We start from the raw sequence: 18,934 nt of genomic DNA on the forward strand, positions 1-18,934 counted from the left end.
GTTTCCCCTCCGTAGAGCGAAGATCATGCCGCGTTCTTGTGCGTTGCACAATAACCGCTGGGCGACACGACGCGTTCCCGCGTGCGCCCCGTCACGTCACTTTCGTGCGAGCGCGGCTCAGACTGGGAGGGCCGGCGGCGGTTCGTCGGACAGGGCCACGACCTTGCCGGGATTGAGCAGGTCGTGCGGGTCGAGGGCGCGCTTGAGGCGGCGCATCAGATCGAGGCCGACGGGGTCGGCGGTGCGGGCGAGTTCGTCGCGCTTGATCAGGCCGATGCCGTGCTCGGCGGCGATCGAACCGTCCATCCGCTCGACGATGCCGTGAACGATGGCGTTGAACCGGCTCCACTGGCTCAGGAATTCGGCCTTGTCCATGCCGACCGGCTGGGTCAGGTTGAAGTGGATGTTGCCGTCGCCGAAATGCCCGAACGGGCAGGGGCGCAGGCCCGGCATCGCCGCCTCGCAGGCGGCACTGGCCTCTTCGAGAAAATCGGCCAGCCGCGAGAGCGGCAGCGCGACGTCGTGCTTGATCGAGCCGCCTTCCGCCTTCTGCACCTCGGGCAGCAATTCGCGCAGGCGCCACAGGGCAGCGTCCTGCGCCGCGCTGGCGCCGATCACCGCGTCCTCCCCCAGTCCCGCCTCGATCGCCTCGGCGAGCAACGCCTCCAGCTCGGCGCGGGTGTCGGCGCCGGGGCGGGGCGAGGACAGCTCGATCAAGGCGTAGGCCGCGTGGGCGCCGGCGAGCGGCGGGCGCACGTCGATGCCGTGCGCCAGAACCATCTCCAGGCCGAAGCGGGGGATGTACTCGAAGGCCGTCAGCCCCCGATCGGCGCCCGCCCGCAGCCGCTCGAACAGGGCGAGCGCGGCCCGCGCCGAGGGCAGGCCGACGAAGCCGACGCAGGTCGACAGCGGCTTCGGGTAAAGCTTCAGGGTCGCGGCTGTGATGATGCCGAGCGTGCCCTCCGAGCCGACGAACAGGTGCTTGAGGTCGTAGCCCGCATTGTTCTTGCGCAGCGCCTTGAGCCCGTTCCAGACCCGTCCGTCGGCAAGCACGACTTCGAGCCCCAGAACGAGGTCGCGGGCATTGCCGTAGGCCAGCACCGCGAGGCCTCCGGCATTGGTGGCGAGCCCGCCGCCGATCCGCGCCGTGCCCTCCGCCGCCCAGGAGAGCGGGAACAGCATCCCCGCCGCCTCGGCCGCGGCCTGGACGTCGGCGAGGATCATGCCCGCCTCCACCGTCATGCTGGCGCCGAGGGGATCGATCGCCCGCATCCGGTCGAGGCGGTTGAGCGAGAGCACGATCCCGCCGAAGGGCACGCCGCCGCCGACGAGACCGGTATTGCCGCCCTGCGCGACCACCGGCACCCGCGCCGCGGCGCAGGCCCGCACGGTGAAGGCGACCTCCTCGGTCGTGCCCGGCGCGACCACGGCGAGCGCATGACCGCGATAGAGCCCGCGCGACTCGACGAGGTGCGGCGCAATCTCGGCCGGATCGGTGCGGACGTGCCGCGTCCCGAGCCGCTCGGCAAGCGCGGCGAGAAGGCGATCCTGAGCGGGGCGGGCGTCGGTCATCGGCGGGCGGGCGAAGGCATCGTCCGCCTCAGATAGGCCGGCGGGCCGGAGATTGCACCGAGCGCCGTGGATGGTGGGGACGGGCGCGCTCGAAGGATGGCACGCTTCGGGCACTCGGGGTTTTCTTGCGGGTTTCCTTCCCGCGGCGGGTCGCCGCCCGATCGAACCTGTTTCATCGTCCGACCGAAACGAGGCCTGAGGCGCCATGCTGTCCGTGATTCCGAACCCGTCGCGCACCACGCTGCCGATCCAGGGCAGCCCCGACCTGTTCCCCGTGCGCAGGGTCTATTGCGTGGGCCGCAACTACCGCGCCCATGCCCGCGAGATGGGTGCTGACGAGCGCGACCCGCCCTTCTTCTTCCTCAAGCCCGCCGACACGCTGCAAGTGGCGCCCGAAGGCGAGACGATCGCGCATCCCTATCCGCCACGCACCGAGAACTACCATTTCGAGGTGGAGCTGGTGGCGGCCCTCGGCCGCGGCGGGCGCGACATCCCGGTGGAGAGCGCCGGCACCCATGTCTACGGCTACGCGGTGGGCCTCGACATGACCCGGCGCGACCTGCAGGACGAGGCCAAGCGGCAGGCGCGCCCCTGGGAGCTCGGCAAGGCGGCGGATTGTTCCGCCCCGATCGGCCCGCTGCGGCCGGCCGGCGTCATCGGCCATCCGCGCTCGGGCGCGATCACGCTCGATGTCGACGGCGAGGAGCGCCAACGGGGCGACCTGTCCGAGATGATCTGGTCGGTGCCGGAGCAGATCGCGCTGCTCTCGACCTATTTCGAACTGCATCCGGGCGACCTGATCTTCACCGGCACGCCGTCCGGCGTCGGGGCGGTGCGGCGCGGGCAGACCATGAACGCGCGGATCGAGGGGGTCGGGTCGATCGCGCTGAGGGTCGTGTGAGGCAGACGGGACGGGCCGGACGCCACCGTCTACAACACGCGGCATGATCCTGAATCTCGACCGCCCCTGGCTTCACCGCTTGTCCCTGCGGGTCGCGCTCCTGACCCGCGGCATGACGCTGGGGGTGCGCGGCGTCGCCATCGACGGGCAGGGGCGCGTCTGCCTCGTGCGCCATACCTATGTCGGCGGCTGGCACCTTCCCGGCGGCGGGATCGATCCGGGCGAGAGCGGCCCCGCGGCGATGGCCCGCGAGTTCCGTGAAGAGGCCGAGATCGTGGTGACGCCCGAGGCCGGCCTGCGGCTGCACGGCTTCTTCCTGAATCCGGGCGCGCTGCGCCGGGACCACATCGCCGTCTACGTCGTCCCGGCTTTCACGGTGACGGGGCCGAAGCGGCCGGACCGCGAGATTGCCGAAGCCGGCTTCTTCCCCCTCGACGCCCTGCCGGCCGACACCACCCGCGCCACCCGCGCGCGCCTCGCCGAAATCCGCGACGGACGGCCTCCGGCCGAGCTTTGGTGAGCCGCGCAAAAATCTCGAACCGGTCTCGAACTTGGCGCTTGCATCCTCCGGCGGGATAGTGTTTACACACCTCCACCGACGGCGGCGCCCACGGCGCCGAACGGACGGACAAGAGAGCGGGTGTAGCTCAGGGGTAGAGCACAACCTTGCCAAGGTTGGGGTCGAGGGTTCGAATCCCTTCGCCCGCTCCAGTTTCCTCGTAAGAACTGACCGACCTACGAGAAGCCGCCTTTGGGCGGCTTTCGTCGTTTTGACCTATCAAAATGCGCTGCCGATGCGGCGTTAAGGGTTCGTTAGCCAAACAATTCCTAACGTCCGGCCGGTGCAGGAAGGCCGGGCATGCTCGAACATCGCAGAACGCGGACGGCCGGATCGGTGGCGGCCAGGGCGCCGGTCAACCGCACCCGCCGCGCCGCAGAAGTCGCAGGCACATCGCACCTCCTGAATGGGCGCCGGGCCGATGCGCACCGCGCCGCTTGATCCTACGCCGGGGGTGGACTCCCCCCCGCTCTCCGCGCCTCCGGGCGCGCTGCCCGTGCAGGAGACCCTGCGACGGCTGGAGCAGGAATTCGCGCGCATCCTCGATTCCGGGCCGCAAATGGCTCCGGATGCGGAGAGAGCGGCCGAGCCTGTCTACGTCACCCGGCCGTTCCTGCCGCCGCTCGAAGAGTTCGAACCGCTGCTGCGCCAGATCTGGCAGACACGAATCCTGACCAATGGCGGCCCGTTCCACCAGGAGCTGGAAGCGCGGCTGAGCGATCATCTCGGCGTGCCGCAGGTCGCCCTGTTCAACAACGCGACCACCGCGCTGATCATGGCCCTGCGGGCGCTCGACCTGACGGGCGAGGTGATCACGACGCCCTATTCCTTCGTGGCGACGTCGCACGCCCTTCTCTGGAGCGGCCTCACCCCCGTCTTCGTGGACATCGATCCGGTGACCCTCAACCTTGATCCCGCCCGGATCGAAGCCGCGATCACCCCGCGCACCAGCGCGATCCTGCCGGTCCACTGCTACGGCCAGCCCTGCGACGTGGACGCCATCGCGGAGATCGCCGCCCGGCACGGGCTCAAGGTGATCTACGATGCCGCCCACGCCTTCGGCGTCCGCCACGGCGACGGAAGCGTGCTGAACCACGGCGACCTCTCGGTCCTGAGCTTCCACGCCACCAAGGTGTTCAACACCTTCGAGGGCGGGGCCATCGTCTGTGCCGATCCGGCGATGAAGGACCGGATCGACAAGCTCAAGAATTTCGGCTTCGACGACGAGACCTCGGTCATCGGCGTAGGCTTGAACGGCAAGATGAGTGAGCTGAACGCGGCGCTCGGCCTCGTCCAGCTTCGGCACATCGATACGGTGCTGTCGCGTCGGCGGGCCATCGACGAGACTTATCGGCAGGGATTGCGCGACATTCCCGGCCTCCGCTGCCTCGACCGCGCGGGGGAGGGGGCGGCCAACTACGCCTATTTCCCGATCCTGGTCGGCCCGGATTATCCGATCGGCCGCGACGCGCTCTACGAAGCGCTCAAGCGGGATGGCGTCCATCCGCGGCGCTACTTCCACCCCCTGATCTCCGACCATCCGATGTACCGGACGCTGCCCAGCGCCCGGCGCGAGGATCTGCCCGTCGCCGCCATGGCCGCCGACCGGGTGCTGTGCCTGCCGATCTATCCCGATCTCGACCCCGCCACCGTGGCCCGGATCGTCCGGCGGATCGCGCAGCCCTGACGCTGCCCGACACGGCCGCGATCGCACGGCCGTCTTCCGTCCCCCCTCTCCCGGCCGCTTCCGGCCCCCCGGGGGACGGGCGTTGCCGGCCGCCGGCGGAGCGCCTGGATGCCCGGATCGACCGATGACCGACCCGGTCGCGGCCAACGCTCGTCGCACACGATCGCCGAACGGGACGCGCGAGAAGGCAAACCCGCCTCCGATGGTCCAGACGCCGTCGATGAAGAGTCACGTGCCGAGTGCACCGTCTCGACCTGCCGGTGACCATGCCCGACCGGGGCGCAGCAAAAGAGACGATGTCAAATGACGCATGTCGCGCCCCGTACCGAGGCCATGACAAATATTGGAATGTCGGAAATCGTACGCACGCGGAGGACCGGCTTACATCTCCTCGCATCAATGCTTAGAGTGTTCTCAAATTTCCCGATCACCCGCGTGCTCCCGTCGGCCGTGCCGGTCGGGCGGAGGATCCGGGAGGGCAGGGTGGGAAGCCGCGTCGCCGGGTCTCGCGGCGGCTCGGGCATTTCACGTTTCGGGAGCGGGCATGACCGAGCCGGATCAGAGAGATTTCGTCCTGCTCGTCCAGGCCAATCCGATCGTCGGCCTGGATCTGGCTGATGCCGTGGCGGGAGCGGGTGGCCGCGTCCGCGAACCGTTCGGTACGGCTGCGGAAGGGCAGCGATGGCGCGCGGGCGGGAGCCCGGCCCTGACGGCTCTCGATCTCGCGGCGGCGGACGATGACGGAACGCGGCTGGCGCCAAGCCTTCGCCGACGCGGGGTCCCCTTTCCGGCCCGCGCCGAGAGCGGCACCGCCGCTGCGCTCGCGGATCTCGCGGAGCCACCGCTCCTGACCGAGTCGGCCTGGCCGCGCGACGTCGTCCACGTGACGGGTGAACCGGCCGATCGGGCAGGAAGGGCGCAATGAGTGCGATGCAGGTCGTACCGGGCAGCGGAACGGCGATGAGCGGGCCCGTCCTGCGCAAGCTGCAAGGGTTCAGCCGGCTGGACGAGGCGGACGCGGCGGCCCTGGCGATGCTCGAGGCGGGACCGCGTCCGGTCCCGGCCGGGGCCGACCTCATCTGCGAGGGCGACCGGCCGGAGGGCATGATCGCGATCACCGAGGGCTTCGCCTGCCGCTACAAGCTGCGGGAGAACGGGGCACGCCAGATCATGGCCTACCTCATCCCGGGCGATATCTGCGACTTCGACAGCTCGGTCCTGAACCGGATGGATCACGCCATCGGCACGCTCTCCACCTGTCGTGTCGCGCGGATCGCACCGGAGGCCGGCCGGGATCTGCGTTCGCGCCCCGCCCTGGCCCGCAGCCTGCGCACGGCCGCACTGGTCGACGAGGCGATCCTGCGCGAATGGATCATGAATCTCGGCCGGCGCTCCGCCGTGGAGCGCCTCGCCCACCTGTTCTGTGAATTGCTCGTGCGCCTGCGGGCCGTGGGGCTGACCTTCGGGAACAGCTACGACTTGCCGATCACGCAGCTCGACCTTGCCGATACCACCGGCATGACCAGCGTGCACGTGAACCGTTCGCTGGGCGAGCTCAAGCGCGCGGGGCTGATCGAGCGCACCGGCCGGCGCCTTACCCTGTGCGATCTGCCGCGCCTCATGGACATGGCCGAGTTCCGGCCGAACTACCTGCATCGCGAGATGTCGGCTGCGGCCTGAGGCCGGAACCGTCCGATACGAGCGGTCTCGGACGCGCGGAAGCCGCCTCAGCGGTCGCGGGTCTTCGTGGTGCGCGAATCCTGATTCCTATTGCCCTCCGCAGCGGGGGACGTTCCCAGTACGCCCGTATTCCCCGAGCCGCCGCCCATCTCCCCGGCCTTCATCGCATCACCCTTGCGCATCTCGCCCGCCGTCCCGGCACGGGACGTGTCTGAGGGCGCGGGTGTCTCCTGTGCGGCTGCGGCACCGAAGCCGCCAGCGAGAAAAAGTGAAGTCAAACAAGCAACGCGCAGCGTTCTCATGAACGATCTCCCGAGAGTGATACTATCAAAAACTCAACAACGGCGTTATGTTTCAAAGCAAAAAGCCGAAGGTTTTTTAGAAATATTTTATGATCATCCAGAGCTTGCGCCACCGAAATGGCAACCGATCCGTTCCGCCGTGTCGGGCGGGCTGAGACCGCCCCGCAGCGGTGCCCGGCGGGCTCAAGGAACGAGCCGACAGTTCCTGGCGTTCACCGTCGGACCTTGGCTGGAGCGCTCGCCCGGCCGGCAGGAGACAGGAGACGTTGAATGATAAGGATCGGAACCCGCACGGCGCTGGCTCTGATCGCGTTCTCGGCCGCCGGCACGGTCAGCGTGCGGGCCGGTGAGGAGGAGCAGGCCGCCCTCTGCCGCGACGACGTCATGCGGCTGTGCCTGACATCGATCCCCGACCGCGGCCGCATCGTGAGCTGCATGAAGGCCCAGCGGGCGAGCCTGAGTCCCGGCTGCCGGGCCGCCTTCGACGAAGGAATGACCGCCTCGGCCGGGCGGCGCTCCGCGAGCCTCCGCTGAAGGGCGGAGGGCGACGGTTCATCGTCGACATGCCCTCTCCAGACCGGACGCCACGCTCGCAGCGCGACCGGGCGGCGCCGGGACGGTACCCGCGCCCGCCCTCGATCAACGACAGGAGATACGCCGTCCGATGACGCGTTCGATTCTTCCCCTCATTCTGGTCTCCGGCCTGGCGGTCCCTGCGTTCAGCCAGCCGGCCGCCGCGGTCGATGGCCCCCCGATGCTGCTTCACGGCAATTATTGCGGTCCCGGCAACAACGCGCCGGCGGCCCCCGTCGATGCGCTGGACGCCGCCTGCGCCCGCCACGACGCCTGCACGCCGGACGGCGCGCTCGCCCCGAAAGCCTGCAACCTGCGGCTCCAGGTGGATGCCGAGCGCGTGGCCGACGATCCCCGCCAGCCGCCCGATCTGCGGATGCTGGCCGGGCTCGTCGCCTCGGGCGCGGCGATGATGCCCTCGGCCCCGTCGGCTGCGCCGCGCGTCCCCACCGCTGCCCCCGCGGCGGTCGAGGTCCCGCCCGAGCCCGACGCCGACATGCGCCCCGAGCCGGATCTGCTGCCGGAATAGGACGTCCCCGTTCGATCTCGCGCGAAGCTCCGGTAGCGCCCACGCGGGCTGGCCGATCCGGTATCCCCTCCGCTTCGAGGGGACACCGGATCGAGGGTTTCGCGAGGCCCTTCAGGCCCCCCGGGCGAGTTCCGTCGTGATGTGTTTCGCCGACGGCGTGACGATCGCCACGAACTGCGCCTCGCGCAGGCGCCGGAACGCCTCGGCGCCCTCCAGATATCCCCGCGCGCCGGCCTGCAGCATCGCGGATTGCGCCGCCTCCAGGGCCAGCCACGACACGTCGAGACGCAGGCGCAGGGTCTCCAGGAAGGTCGCGCGGTCGGTCTCGGCATGCGCGTGCGCCGCAGCGTCGACACGCGCGCGCAGGGCGTCCGCCCGCGCCTCGATCGCCTCCGGCCCGAGCGGCAGGAACGCCGCGTCGGCGCGCCCGCGGGCATCCTCCCGCATCAGCGCCGCGACCCCGCGGGCCAGCCCGAGCCCCATCCCGGCCTGGAGCAGCACGAAGCCGTTGCGGATGCGCGGCACGAAGGCGGCAGCATCGTGGGTGATCACGTCGTCATCGGCCAGGTGCGCGTCGCGGATCATCACCGTGTAGGTGCCGGTGCCTTCGAGCGCGACGAAGCGGGCATTGGCCGCGATCGACACGGCCTCGGCGCCGGCCTCGAACAGCCCCATCACCCGCCGCCCGTCGGGCAGGGAAACGATGCCGGCGAAGCGGTGGCCGGGGCCGAGATTGGAGACCCAGGGCAGGCGCCCGCGCACCCGGTAGCCGTCGCCCGCGCGCTCGCCCTGGAGCGCCAGCGGCTCAATGCCGGAGAACGCCTTCATCGGGTTCGACAGCCCGGTGCCGCCGAGCGCCGCGCCCGCGGCGAAGGCGGCCAGGTGGCGGCGCGGGCCGGCCTCGTCGCCGCGGGCGAGATACCAGACCAGGGCGTCCTGGCACCACATGCAGAAGGCGGTGGAGAGGCAGGCCCGCCCCGCCTCCGTCATCGCGTCGATGGCGGCGAGAAGCCCCACCGCCGTGCCGTCGGCGTGGTGCCCGTAGGCCCCGGCGGCCCCGAGCGCCCGCAGGATGTCGTCGGGATACGCCCCGGCATCGATGGCGCCGAGGCGCGGGCGCAGGGCGTCGCGCACGATCCCGGCCACGATCCCTGCGACGTCGGGCGGGAGGGATTCCGCGATGCGGGCGCTGGCGGCCATCGCGTTCAGGCCCGCGCCAGGGTGACGGCGACCGGGTTCTTCACCGTGTTGAGCACCGGCGACCACTGCCCGGCATGGGCCACGAGCTCGTCGAGTTCGGCCGGGCTCGCGCCCTCGATGTCGAGATGCACCTTGAGCCGGACAGTGGTGAGCCCGACCGGCTTCTCCGACAGGTCGCCGGTGCCCCAGACCGAGGTGATGTTGATGTCGCCCTCAGATTCGACCTCGATGCCCTTCACGGTCCAGCCGCGGGCGATGGCGTTGGCCTGGAGGCCGACCGCGACGCAGGTGCCGAGCGCGGCGAGCAGCGCCTCGGTCGGGTTCGGGGCGGTGTCGTCGCCGAGCAGGGCCGGCGGCTCGTCGACGATGTGGGCGTCGAGGTTGCGGATGTAGTTGAGGTGGCGGAAGCGGCGGCCCTCCGCGACGGTGCGGGCGCGCACGGTCTTCACCACGCTCGGATCGGCGCGGCCCTTCTCGGACAGGGCGTGCAGCCTATCGCGGTCGATCGGCTCGAACACCCGCTCGAAGGTCTGGACGATCTCCTTGGCGGCAGTGGCGGTCATGGTGTGTCTCCTCAGGTGGCGGGAATCCAGCGGGCGCGGGCGGCGAGCCGCCCGAGACCGGTGTCGAGGGCGTAGCCGATCAATCCGATCAGCAGGACGAGGGCGGCGAGCCGGTCGTAGGAGAGGGTGTCGCGGGCATCGTTGATGGCGTAGCCGAGCCCGCTCGTGACCCCGAGATATTCGGCCGGCACCAGCACGATCCAGGCGACGCCGAGCGCGAGGCGCAGGCCGGTCAGGATGTCCTGCAGCACCGCCGGAACGATGACGGCGCGCAGAGCCGCGAGCCGGCCCGCGCCGAGGTTGCGCGCCATGGCGAGCCAGACCGGATCGACCCGCTTCACCCCGGCGGCGGTGGCGAACAGGATCGGCCAGATCGCGGCGGCGGCGATCAGGAAGACGATGGCCCCGTCCCAGCTCGGAAAGGCCAGCACCGCGACGGGCATCCAGGCGAGCGGCGAGATCATCCGCAGGAGCTGGAACGGCGGCTGCAGGATGCGCTCGGCGAGCGGCACCGAGCCGACCAGCAGCCCGAGCGGCGCGCCGAGGAGAAACGCCGCGGCGAGGCCCTGGCCGATCCGGGCGAGGCTCGGCGCCGCGGCCCGCCACGCCTCGCCGGAGCCGATCAGCTCGGCGAAGGAGGCCAGCGCCGGCCCCGGCGCGAAGCCGGCGAAGGCGGCGTAGGCCGGCACGCTTTCCAGAACCAAGCCGCCCACGAACCACAGGGCGAGCAGCCCCGCGAGGCCGACGAGCGGAGCCAGCCGGTCGAGGAAGGAACTCCCCAACCGCGCACCGATCCAGACCCGGCGCGGCGCCTGAGCCGCGACCTGCCGCTCGACGGCGAGCGCCGCCTCGATCGCGCCCCCGCTCACAGGCTCAAGGTCTCCTGGCGGGTGAGCGCGGCGTCATCTGCCGCGCCCGGCCATTCGGGATAGCGCTGGAGCGAGGCGCGCACGAAGCGGTCGTCCACGAGATCGCGGGCGACGAAATCCGGGTCGAGCCCCTTGAGGAAGCCGGCATCGCCCTCGACCACGGTGTTGCCCATCGCCTCGACGATCAGCTTGGTGGCGGAGGGGTAGGGCCAGGGCTGGAAGTCGATGCGCTGCGCCGCCCAGTCGCGGTGGCGGATCGCGCCGCTCGCCTCGTAGGCCGGGCCGTAATCGGTGGTGGCCTTGATCACGACGTCGGCGGGCATCGGCAGGTAGCCGCGGCCCTCCTTCGAGATCAGCCGGGCAACCTCCTCGCGGTTCTTCACGCAATAGGCCTGCGCCCGCACGATGGCATCGACCGCCTTGCCGGCCCATTCGGGCCTCGCCGCGATCTGGCTCTCATGCGCGACCACGACGCAGCAGGGATGGTTCTTCCAGATGTCGCCGGTGAAGCGCAGCATCCGCGCCCCGGCCTTCAGCTCGCCCAGCGCGTTGAACGGCTCGGCGACGATGTAGCCGTCGATCTTGCCCGCCGCGAGCGCCGCTGGCATCTCGGGCGGCGCCAGGATCTGCAGCGCGCACTCGTTCGGGCCGGCCTCGCCGCGGATCACCGGCGTGACGCCGGATTCGCGCAGCGCATATTGCAGCACGACGTTGTGCATCGAGTACCAGTACGGCACCGCGACGCGCTTGCCCGCCAGCCCCTTAAAGTCCTCGATTCCGCTCTTTCCGCCGACGACGATGCCCGAGCCGTTGGTGTGGGCCCAGGCCAGGATCTTGACCGGGAACTTGTTGTTGTAGCGCATCCAGACCGGGATGGGCTTCAAGAGGTGGGCGAGGTTGAACCTGCCCGCGGCAAAGCCCTCGACCAGCGCCGACCATGAGCGCACCGGGGTCGGCTCGGCGACCTTCAGGCCCACCTCCTCGAAATAGCCCTTGGCATGGGCCACCAGCAGCGCGGTCGCGTCGGTGATCGGCAGGTAGCCGATGCGCACGGTGTCGTCCTCGGCGGCATGCACCGCGCGGCCCGACAGGGCGAGACCGCCGCCGCCGAGCAGGGCGGCGAGGCCGCCGCGGGCGAGTGCGTCGAGGGTGTTGCGGCGCGTCCAGTCGGCGCGGGCCCATTCGTGGGTCCAGAGGGCGGAGAGGTCGTCGGGGGCGGTCATCTGCGGTCTCGGAGAGGAAGGATCAGGCGGCGCGGCCGGTCACGCCGGCGGCGTCGTGGGCAACGGAGTCGCGAGGCAGGGCAGCGAGACGGCGGCGCAGTTCGGCCTCCGCGTCGTCACCGAGGGCGAAGTCCGCGGCGATGCGGGCCGGGCGCCCGTCGAGCACCACGGCGCGGTCCGCCAGCGCGGCGACGTCCGCGAGGTCGTGGGTGACGACGATCAGGGTCAGGTCGCGGGCGCGGGCGAGCCGCAGCACGTCGGCGCGCAGGCTCGCGCGCATCTCGGGGTCGAGGGCCGAGAACGGCTCGTCGAGGAGCAGGATCGAGGGCTCGCTCGCCAGCGCCCGGGCGAGCGCCACCCGCTGCTGCTGACCGCCGGAGAGCTGGTGCGGCTTGGCCTCCGCGCGCGCGCCGAGGCCGAGATCGTCGAGGAGGCGGCGCGCTTGCGCCGCGCAGGCTCCCCGGTCGCGGCCGAGGCGCCCCGAGAGGCGGGCGGGCAGGAGCACGTTGTCGAGCACGCTGGCCCAGGGCAGCAGGGCAGGGCGCTGGAACATCACCGTGCAGCCCGGCACCGGCCCGCACGCGGGCGCGCCGTCGAGCCGCACGCTGCCGGAGGAGGGCGCGACGAGCCCGGCCATGATCTGCAGCAGGGTCGATTTGCCGACGCCCGAGCGGCCGAGAATGCCGATGCGCTCGCCCGCGCCGATCTCGAGATCAACGCGATCGATCACCGGATTCGGGCCGTAGCGATAGGCGACGGCCGCGAGGGCGAGATGGGGAGCGGAACGCGACATCGTATCCGGACATCAGACGCATCAGGTGACGGCACCGGGGAGGCGGCCTCGAGCGACGTCAGGCCAAGATGGACGATTGCATCCGCCAAGATCAATAAAAGCAAAATCCAAATATTTGCGCTAACTTGAAGAGAAAATCTCCAATAAATAGATGTTGCGACAGGATTATTTCGCCATCACGAACGTCAAACGAAAATCCCTTTCGCGGCACCGCCAGCTCCGCATCGTCGACCCTGCACCATCGCCTTGGGGGCCGTTGGAGCGAGTGCTCCCGCAACGGAGGCCGAATCGGATGCGGCGGCAACGAAAACGTGCCTTGCCGTCCGTCCCGGATTGCAAGATCCCTCGCACGACCCTTCAAGCCGGTGCGGCCCCGACAGGTCGAAACCGGTATCCATGAACAGGCCGACGAGGGCTCTGCGCCGCGACGGGTCGATGCTGTGCCAACAGCCGCGGTCCGGGTGCTCGACCCTCACGGTGCAGCCGAGACGACAGCCTCCCATGTCGACGACGAGCGGTTCCGCGCAGGTCGCGGGAACGGACGAACCTGCCGCTCATCGGGGCGGCCTCGCGCCGAGCGCGCCGGATCCGTCGCTGTTCCAGCGCTTCATCCCCGAGATCGCGCACCGGACGAGCGGCGAGATCCTGACCCATCCCGACTTCGCGCCGATGCGCCGACGCTACGTCGCCGGCACGATGGCGTGCTACGAGATCGCCTCCTTCCCCGGAGGCTGGCAGAGCGCGGCCTATCGGGTCGCGATCATCAGCGCGATCATCTGCCTCCATGCGGCCTGGAATCCGGCGGACCGGGCGACGTGGCCGACGCTGGCGCGGCTCAAGGAGGCGGGGGCGACCTTCGGGCTCTCGAGCCCGCGGCAGATCGATGATCTCGTCGCCCGCCTCGTCGAGACGAACTACGTCGTTCTGGAGCGCCCCGACGCCGACGGCCGGCTGCGGCTGCTGGTGCCGACGGACAAGCTCCTGGCCTGGGACCGGGTCTTGCTGTCATCCTATTACGGCGTGCTGCAGGACCTCTATCCGGACCCCGGATACGGTCCCGCCGTGGCCCGCGATCCGGCCTTTCATCTGGCCCAGCGCCGGGTCTCGGTCGGGATGTTCAACGTCATCGGCCGGTTCATCGCGCGAAACGGCGACATCGTCCCGTTCCTGCAGATGTACCAGGGCTTCCAAATCCTGATGCGTGTGATCCTGCTGAGGGAGGCGGATGCGGAGGCCACGATCCGCGACGGCGATTTCTCCGACATCATGACGCGCTTCGGAGTATCCCGCTCCCATGTCCGCAACACCCTGGCAGCGGCCGAAGCGGGGGGCCTGCTCACGCATGACGGCCGGGGACGCAAGCATCTCGGGCCGACACCCCGCGGTCTGGCGGCCGTGGACCGTTTCATCGCGGACACCCTCGCCTCGCACGACATGACCTATCGCATGGCGCTCGCGAGCCTGAAGGCGGAACCGGCCCGGTCGTCGGGCACGCCCGCCTGATCCGACGGCATCTTCGGCGAGCGGCCTCCCGCCGCTTGCGCCGGGCAAAAGAAAAGGGCCGGCTCCCCTTAAGGAAGCCGGCCCGTCCGTCGTGCCGAGCCGCGCTGCGGCGCGGATCGCCTTATCGCAGGAGCTGCAGGATGCCCTGCTGCGACTGGTTGGCCAGCGACAGCGCCGAGATCGCCAGCGAGTTGCGGGTCGAGAGCGCCTGGGAGTTGGCCGCCTCCTCGTTGAGGTCGGCGCTGGTCAGGTTGGCAGCCCCCGTATCGAGCACGGTGATGATCTGCTTGGTGAAGTCCTGCCGGTTCTGCACCACCGCGAGGTTCGAGCCGAGCGCGGCCGCGCGCGACTGGAGCTGGCTACTGGCGCTGTTGATCTGATCGACGATCTTCTTGATGGCGCTGCTCTCCTGGAAATTGGTCTGGCCCACCGCCGAGAGGCCGAGGCTGGCCGCGTTGGTGGCGCTGCCCTGGACCTTGAGCGAGGACGAGCCCTTCTCGTTGAAGTTGATCGTGAGGTTGTCGCCGGACAGGAGGTTCACGCCGTTGAATCCGGCATCCGAGGCGAGCTGGTCCATCTGCTTGAGCAGATCGTTGTAGGTCACCACGAGGTTGTTGCGGGCGTTGAGGCCGTCGCCGCCGAGATTGGCCGTGGCCGAGCCGGTGGTGAACGGGTTGCCGATGCCGCTCGCGATGACCGACAGGTTCTGGGCGCCGACGTCGTTCGAGGTGGTGATCGAGATCTTGCCCGTCAGCGAGTCGATGGTCGCCTGGGCATTGGCCGGGGCCAGCGCCTCGTTGAGCTGGGCCAGCGTCGAGACCTGGCCCGGCGCGTTTCCAAAGGTGATGGTGGCCGTGTTCATGCTCGTCCCGCTGCCGACCTGGACGGTGATCGACTTGCCGGCCAGCGCGCTCTGCGAGGACGGCTGGCCGGCGCCTGCCGCGAAGTCCGTCGCAGTAAAGCCCAGGTTCGACACCTTCGAGGTGGCGGTCGAACCGTCCCCGAGCTGCACCGCGGTCCGCGAATCGGCGGCGGTGAAGCTGAACTTGTTGGTCGTCGCGTCGTAGCTTGCCGTCACCGCGCCGTTGGTCGCCGCACCGACCTTCTGCACGAGCGAGCCGATCGTGTCGGTCGCCGTCAGGTTCACGGTCTGGCCGTTGACCGAGAAGCTGTCGCCGCCCTTGAAGCCGAGCGTCGAGATCAGCGAGGTCTGGCCCGGGTCGGAGATGCCAGCGACCGAGGCTTCCGTGCTCGCGACCCCGAGCGTGTTGTACTCCGAGCCCTTGATCGTGAATGAATTGCCGTCGGCGCCCCCCGTGAAGGTGAGCTTGGTGCCGGCCTGGTCCTTGCCCGCGGCGACGCCGGTGATCGAACTCTTGGCATTGATGGCGGCGATCGCCTCGTCGAGCGTGGCCGAGCCGGCGATGGCGATCTCCGTGCCGTTCACCGTCACGGATTGCGCGGCGCCCTGGTTGTTGTTGACCCTCTGCGTGATGCCCGAGAAGCCGCTGGAGGCGGCGTTGCTCGACTGCACGGTAAAGGCGGAGCCGTCGGCCTTGCCGGTGAGCTTGATCTTGCCCGCGTTTTCGGGATCGACGGCGGCGCTGACGCCGGTGGTCGTGGTGGCGGCGTTGATGGCGGCGATGGCGGCCGCCTGGTTCGCGCCGGCCGCGATGGGGATCGGGCTGCCATTGATCGTCAGCGTCTGCGCGGCCGACGCCTTGCCGTTGTCAGCGGTCACCGGGCTGGTCCCGAAGCCCAGCGTGCTGTTGGGTCCGCCCGTCACCGTGAAGCCGGCGCCGGTCGCCGCGCCCTTGAGCATGATCTTGCCGTCCGCCGAGGCCGAAGCGGTCACGCCGGTCGTGCCGGACTTGTCGTTGATGGCTGCCAGGGCGCCCGCCAGAACCTTGGCATCGCTGTCCCCCGCCGCGCCGCCCCGGATCGTGACCTGCTGGTCGCCGCCGGTCGCCCCCTTGATCGTGATCGTCTGGCTGTCGGCGGCCTTCTGGCCGGTCGAGAGCGACGGCGTGGCAGTGAAGCCGCCGCCGGGGCCGGTGCTGGCGATGTTCAGCGCGGAGCCGTCGGCCTTGCCGGTGAACACCAGCCTGCCGCTGCTGCCATCGACGGTGATGCCGCTGTTGGTCCGGGTGAGTTCCGCCTGGATCTTCGCGGCGGCGATCGTGGCCGACGTCTCCGTCGACGTGAGATCGACCGCGTAGGTCGTCGCGGTGGCGCCCGAGCCCGACGTGATCGTCAGCTTCGCGCCGCTGGCGCCGGGAGCCGCGTAGGAGGCAGTGCCAGTGACGGTGCCGGCGGTCCCGACCTGATTGCCCGTGGACGCCGTGCCCGCGCCGGAGAAGCCCCCTGCAGCCGACGCGGGGCTGACGGTCACGTTGGCGTTGTTCGCGCTCGCCGTGAAGACGAGAGCTGTTCCCCCGGCGTTCTTGCCGACGGTGATGGATGAGCCCGCGGCGGTCAGGGCGCCGCCGATCGCAGTCACGGCCGCATCGATGCTGGCGCCCGCGGCGAGGTCGACGGAGATCGGCGTCGTGTTGGCGGTGTCGGAGATGGCGAGACGAACGCCGCCGGCACCCGGCGCCACGTAGGTGGCACCCGTGACGCTGCCCTTCGTTGTCGCGTCAGCGTTGGTGCTGGTCGAAGCGGAGGCGATGCCGGCACCGGGTCCGCTGCTGGACACGGTCAGGGCGCTCCCGTCGGTCTTGCCGGTGAAGACGAGTGCATTGCCGCCGGCATTGAGCGCGACCGAGATGCCGCTGTTCTGGCCGAGCCCCGCTTGAATCTTGCCCAGAGCGGTGCCGATCGCATCGCCCTGCGCGAGTTCGACGGTGATCGGGCTGTCCGTTCCCGACTTGATCGTCAGCTTCGCGCCGCCCGCTCCGGGAGCCGCGTAGGTCCCGCCGGTGACGGTCCCGCTTTGCGCCGCCACGGCATTGGTGGCACTCACAGGCGCGGTGAAGCCGGTCAGCGCGGCGGCGCCGGTGATGCTCAGCGCGGATCCGTCGGCCTTGCCGGTGAAGACGAGGTTGCCGCCGCTCACCGCAGCCTTGATGCCGCTGGTGCCGAACGCGTCGTTCAACTTCCGGGCCGCGATCTCCTTCGAGTCGCCGGCCGCAAGATCGACGGTGAAGGTGTTTCCGCTGCCGCCCGCCCCCGAAGTGATCGCGAGGCGTGCACCGCCCGCGGTTGGAGCGCTGTAGGCCGCCGTCAGCGTGCCGGCCACCGCGCCGGCGGGCGCCTGGAAGGCGCCGCTGGCCGTCGTCGTGGCGGCCGTGCCGTCGGGCGTGAAGACGCCGCTCACCGTGGCCGCGAGGCTGGTGCTCGTCGGCGTCGCCGCGAAGCCGCTGGAGGCGGGGTTCGAGGAGGCGACGGTGAAGGCGGAGCCGTCGGCCTTGCCGGTGAGGAGGAGGCGGGTGGCGTCGGCAGGATCCTTGGCGGCGGAGACGCCGGTCGTGCCCTTCTGATTGTTGATCGCCGTGACCGCCGCGTCGATGTCGCCGCCGCCCGCGATGGTGATCTGGGTGCCGTTGATCGTCAGCGTCTGGCTTGCCGCCGGGGCGCCGTTCGCCGTGGTAAGCGCGGTCGAGCCGAAGCCGAGGGTGTTGCCGGGGCTGCCCGTCACGGTGAAGTTCGTGCCGTCCGTCCTGCCGCTGAGCACCAGCCGCTGTCCGGTGCCGCCGTCCGACTCGAAGGTGGCGGTGACGCCGGTGGGCGGGCTGCCTGCGCTGGTGGCGTCGTTGATGGCCTGGAGCACCGCCTTCCTGACGTCGGCCGCGTCGTCGCCCGCCCGGCCGCCCGAGATCGTGATCTCGCGGGTGCCGATCGTCAGCTTCTGGCTCTGGGCCGCGACGTTGTTGGCCGAGACCGCCGCCGTGGCTCCGAAGCCCGTACCGGCCGCGCCGGTGCCGCTGGCCGAGACCCGGATCTGGTCGCCGTTGGTGTCGCCCGTGAAGGCGAGCTTGCCGTCGCGGTCGAGCGAGACCGCCACCGTCGAGCGATTGTTCGGGTTGGCCGGGTCCGCGTTGAATGCGTTGATCCTGGTCTTGATCGCCTCGACCGCTTGGTCGGCGGTGATGTTCTGGGCCAGATTGACTTCGATGGTCCGCTCCGACGTGCCGGTCCCGGCCTTGATGGTCAGCTTCGTGGTACCGTCGAAGCCGGCCGAGGCGAAGGCGCTGCCTCCGGTCACCGTCCCTGCGACCGCGTTGCCCGGTGCACTGAACGCGGAGACGCCCGCCGCCTTGGCCGCCGTCGGCGTCGTGGCGGTGAAGGTGGTGCCGCGCATCGTCGACGGCGCGGCGGTCGGCTTGTAATCGACGCTGCCGGTCACCGTCGCCGCCACCGCCGCGGTGGGAAGGCCGTTGGTGAGGGTGCCGACCGACTTGTCGGAAACCGCCGTGGTCGGGCCCGTGGAGAGCAGGTTGGTAGCGCTCGCTCCCGACAGGGCGGTCGAGACCGAGGCGGCCTTCGAGGTGAAGGCGTTGGTGGCGGCGAGCGCCTGCTGCGCCGTCGACTTGAGCTGGCTGGTCAGGTTCTGGAGCTTGGACAGGCCGGTATTGGCCGCCTGGATCGTCTGCACGCCGTTCGAGATGCCGTCGAGCAGCGACGACAGCTCGGTCGAGCGGGAGCTCAGATTGTTGGCAGTGAAGAAGTTGATCGGATTGTCGAGCGCCGAGTTGACCTTCTTGCCCGTCGAGAGCCGGCTCTGCGTCGTCGCGAGCAGGCTCGCAGTATCCTGGAGCGAGAGCAGGTTCTGCCGCGTCGCGGCCGAGAGCGTGATGCTGGAAGACATGGAGCGACCCGATCCTCTGGAGCCGACGTGTCGGCGGTGAGGGGATCAAGCGCCCGGCGCAATTGATGCCGATCTAAGTATTTGCAGGAGATCCCTGGAATTTGGTCGCAGAATATCTCAAGATAGTCTCATTTCATCTCAAGCATTCTTCTTGTCACGAAGTATATCAA

General features: G+C 70.1%; 16 protein-coding genes and 1 tRNA gene. 9 read left to right on the forward strand and 8 right to left on the reverse strand.

Going from position 1 to position 18,934, the window contains the following annotated elements:
- Positions 1–117: 117 nt before the first annotated feature.
- Entirely contained in the window at positions 118–1,572 is a 1,455-nt protein-coding gene (locus MPPM_RS18575; protein WP_096486334.1) for an FAD-binding oxidoreductase, read from the reverse strand.
- A 205-nt stretch (positions 1,573–1,777) separates the two neighbouring features.
- On the opposite strand from MPPM_RS18575, the gene MPPM_RS18580 reads away from it, so the two are divergent.
- From MPPM_RS18580 to MPPM_RS18605, 6 genes are all read left to right on the forward strand, one after another.
- The gene (locus MPPM_RS18580) at positions 1,778–2,473 is read left to right on the forward strand and encodes a fumarylacetoacetate hydrolase family protein (RefSeq protein ID WP_096486335.1); all 696 of its coding nucleotides are present in this window, start codon (positions 1,778–1,780) and stop codon (positions 2,471–2,473) included.
- A gap of 43 nt (positions 2,474–2,516) precedes the next feature.
- Positions 2,517–2,993 carry an NUDIX domain-containing protein gene (locus tag MPPM_RS18585; RefSeq protein ID WP_096486336.1) on the forward strand — a complete coding sequence of 159 codons (477 nt, stop codon included), beginning with the start codon at positions 2,517–2,519 and terminating at the stop codon, positions 2,991–2,993.
- Between the two features lie 116 nt (positions 2,994–3,109).
- A tRNA-Gly gene (locus tag MPPM_RS18590) sits at positions 3,110–3,184 on the forward strand.
- A gap of 269 nt (positions 3,185–3,453) precedes the next feature.
- Complete coding sequence (locus tag MPPM_RS18595) at positions 3,454–4,719, forward strand: DegT/DnrJ/EryC1/StrS family aminotransferase (RefSeq protein ID WP_096487915.1); 1,266 nt, start codon at positions 3,454–3,456, stop codon at positions 4,717–4,719.
- Between the two features lie 544 nt (positions 4,720–5,263).
- Complete coding sequence (locus tag MPPM_RS18600) at positions 5,264–5,644, forward strand: hypothetical protein (RefSeq protein ID WP_096486337.1); 381 nt, start codon at positions 5,264–5,266, stop codon at positions 5,642–5,644.
- A gap of 5 nt (positions 5,645–5,649) precedes the next feature.
- On the forward strand, positions 5,650–6,399 hold the full coding sequence (locus tag MPPM_RS18605; RefSeq protein ID WP_096487916.1) for a Crp/Fnr family transcriptional regulator: 750 nt from the start codon (positions 5,650–5,652) through the stop codon (positions 6,397–6,399).
- A gap of 47 nt (positions 6,400–6,446) precedes the next feature.
- Here MPPM_RS18605 and MPPM_RS18610 read toward each other — a convergent pair whose 3' ends face one another.
- A complete protein-coding gene (locus MPPM_RS18610) occupies positions 6,447–6,701 on the reverse strand; it encodes a hypothetical protein (protein ID WP_096486338.1) in 255 nt (84 codons plus the stop codon).
- A 270-nt stretch (positions 6,702–6,971) separates the two neighbouring features.
- Between MPPM_RS18610 and MPPM_RS18615 the strand changes: the two genes are divergently transcribed.
- Positions 6,972–7,235: a hypothetical protein gene (locus tag MPPM_RS18615; RefSeq protein WP_096486339.1), complete on the forward strand. Its 264-nt coding sequence runs from the start codon at positions 6,972–6,974 to the stop codon at positions 7,233–7,235.
- Between the two features lie 130 nt (positions 7,236–7,365).
- The gene (locus MPPM_RS18620) at positions 7,366–7,803 is read left to right on the forward strand and encodes a phospholipase A2 family protein (RefSeq protein ID WP_096486340.1); all 438 of its coding nucleotides are present in this window, start codon (positions 7,366–7,368) and stop codon (positions 7,801–7,803) included.
- A 111-nt stretch (positions 7,804–7,914) separates the two neighbouring features.
- Here the strand turns inward: MPPM_RS18620 and MPPM_RS18625 are convergent, their stop codons facing one another.
- The 5 genes from MPPM_RS18625 to MPPM_RS18645 are packed head-to-tail and all read right to left on the reverse strand — an operon-like array spanning position 7,915 to position 12,451.
- Positions 7,915–9,003, reverse strand: coding sequence for an acyl-CoA dehydrogenase family protein (locus MPPM_RS18625; protein ID WP_096486341.1), 1,089 nt, complete (start codon positions 9,001–9,003; stop codon positions 7,915–7,917).
- A gap of 5 nt (positions 9,004–9,008) precedes the next feature.
- Positions 9,009–9,566 (reverse strand): OsmC family protein, encoded by a 558-nt coding sequence (locus MPPM_RS18630; protein WP_096486342.1) that lies wholly within the window; start codon positions 9,564–9,566, stop codon positions 9,009–9,011.
- A gap of 11 nt (positions 9,567–9,577) precedes the next feature.
- A complete protein-coding gene (locus MPPM_RS18635; protein ID WP_096486343.1) occupies positions 9,578–10,435 on the reverse strand; it encodes an ABC transporter permease in 858 nt (285 codons plus the stop codon).
- Positions 10,432–11,658 carry an ABC transporter substrate-binding protein gene (locus tag MPPM_RS18640; RefSeq protein ID WP_096486344.1) on the reverse strand — a complete coding sequence of 409 codons (1,227 nt, stop codon included), beginning with the start codon at positions 11,656–11,658 and terminating at the stop codon, positions 10,432–10,434. Before MPPM_RS18640 ends, MPPM_RS18635 begins: the two co-directional genes overlap by 4 nt.
- Before the next feature lie 22 nt (positions 11,659–11,680).
- Complete coding sequence (locus MPPM_RS18645) at positions 11,681–12,451, reverse strand: ABC transporter ATP-binding protein (protein ID WP_096486345.1); 771 nt, start codon at positions 12,449–12,451, stop codon at positions 11,681–11,683.
- Positions 12,452–12,952: 501 nt separating this feature from the next.
- On the opposite strand from MPPM_RS18645, the gene MPPM_RS28570 reads away from it, so the two are divergent.
- On the forward strand, positions 12,953–13,954 hold the full coding sequence (locus MPPM_RS28570; RefSeq protein ID WP_197705054.1) for a hypothetical protein: 1,002 nt from the start codon (positions 12,953–12,955) through the stop codon (positions 13,952–13,954).
- 121 nt (positions 13,955–14,075) lie between these two features.
- On the opposite strand, the gene MPPM_RS18655 is transcribed toward MPPM_RS28570, so the two are convergent.
- Positions 14,076–18,764 (reverse strand): flagellin hook IN motif-containing protein, encoded by a 4,689-nt coding sequence (locus tag MPPM_RS18655; protein WP_096486346.1) that lies wholly within the window; start codon positions 18,762–18,764, stop codon positions 14,076–14,078.
- Positions 18,765–18,934 lie beyond the last annotated feature (170 nt).

Origin of the sequence: Methylorubrum populi (assembly GCF_002355515.1) — a bacterium.
Classification (GTDB): Bacteria; Pseudomonadota; Alphaproteobacteria; order Rhizobiales; family Beijerinckiaceae; genus Methylobacterium; species Methylobacterium populi_A.

Coding starts and splice junctions, on each gene's coding strand:
- MPPM_RS18575 (WP_096486334.1), bottom strand. CDS start 1,572: ATGACCGACGCCCGCCCCGCTCAGGATCGCCTTCTCGCCGCGCTTGCC.
- MPPM_RS18580 (WP_096486335.1), top strand. CDS start 1,778: ATGCTGTCCGTGATTCCGAACCCGTCGCGCACCACGCTGCCGATCCAG.
- MPPM_RS18585 (WP_096486336.1), top strand. CDS start 2,517: ATGATCCTGAATCTCGACCGCCCCTGGCTTCACCGCTTGTCCCTGCGG.
- MPPM_RS18595 (WP_096487915.1), top strand. CDS start 3,454: ATGCGCACCGCGCCGCTTGATCCTACGCCGGGGGTGGACTCCCCCCCG.
- MPPM_RS18600 (WP_096486337.1), top strand. CDS start 5,264: ATGACCGAGCCGGATCAGAGAGATTTCGTCCTGCTCGTCCAGGCCAAT.
- MPPM_RS18605 (WP_096487916.1), top strand. CDS start 5,650: ATGCAGGTCGTACCGGGCAGCGGAACGGCGATGAGCGGGCCCGTCCTG.
- MPPM_RS18610 (WP_096486338.1), bottom strand. CDS start 6,701: ATGAGAACGCTGCGCGTTGCTTGTTTGACTTCACTTTTTCTCGCTGGC.
- MPPM_RS18615 (WP_096486339.1), top strand. CDS start 6,972: ATGATAAGGATCGGAACCCGCACGGCGCTGGCTCTGATCGCGTTCTCG.
- MPPM_RS18620 (WP_096486340.1), top strand. CDS start 7,366: ATGACGCGTTCGATTCTTCCCCTCATTCTGGTCTCCGGCCTGGCGGTC.
- MPPM_RS18625 (WP_096486341.1), bottom strand. CDS start 9,003: ATGGCCGCCAGCGCCCGCATCGCGGAATCCCTCCCGCCCGACGTCGCA.
- MPPM_RS18630 (WP_096486342.1), bottom strand. CDS start 9,566: ATGACCGCCACTGCCGCCAAGGAGATCGTCCAGACCTTCGAGCGGGTG.
- MPPM_RS18640 (WP_096486344.1), bottom strand. CDS start 11,658: ATGACCGCCCCCGACGACCTCTCCGCCCTCTGGACCCACGAATGGGCC.
- MPPM_RS18645 (WP_096486345.1), bottom strand. CDS start 12,451: ATGTCGCGTTCCGCTCCCCATCTCGCCCTCGCGGCCGTCGCCTATCGC.
- MPPM_RS28570 (WP_197705054.1), top strand. CDS start 12,953: ATGTCGACGACGAGCGGTTCCGCGCAGGTCGCGGGAACGGACGAACCT.
- MPPM_RS18655 (WP_096486346.1), bottom strand. CDS start 18,764: ATGTCTTCCAGCATCACGCTCTCGGCCGCGACGCGGCAGAACCTGCTC.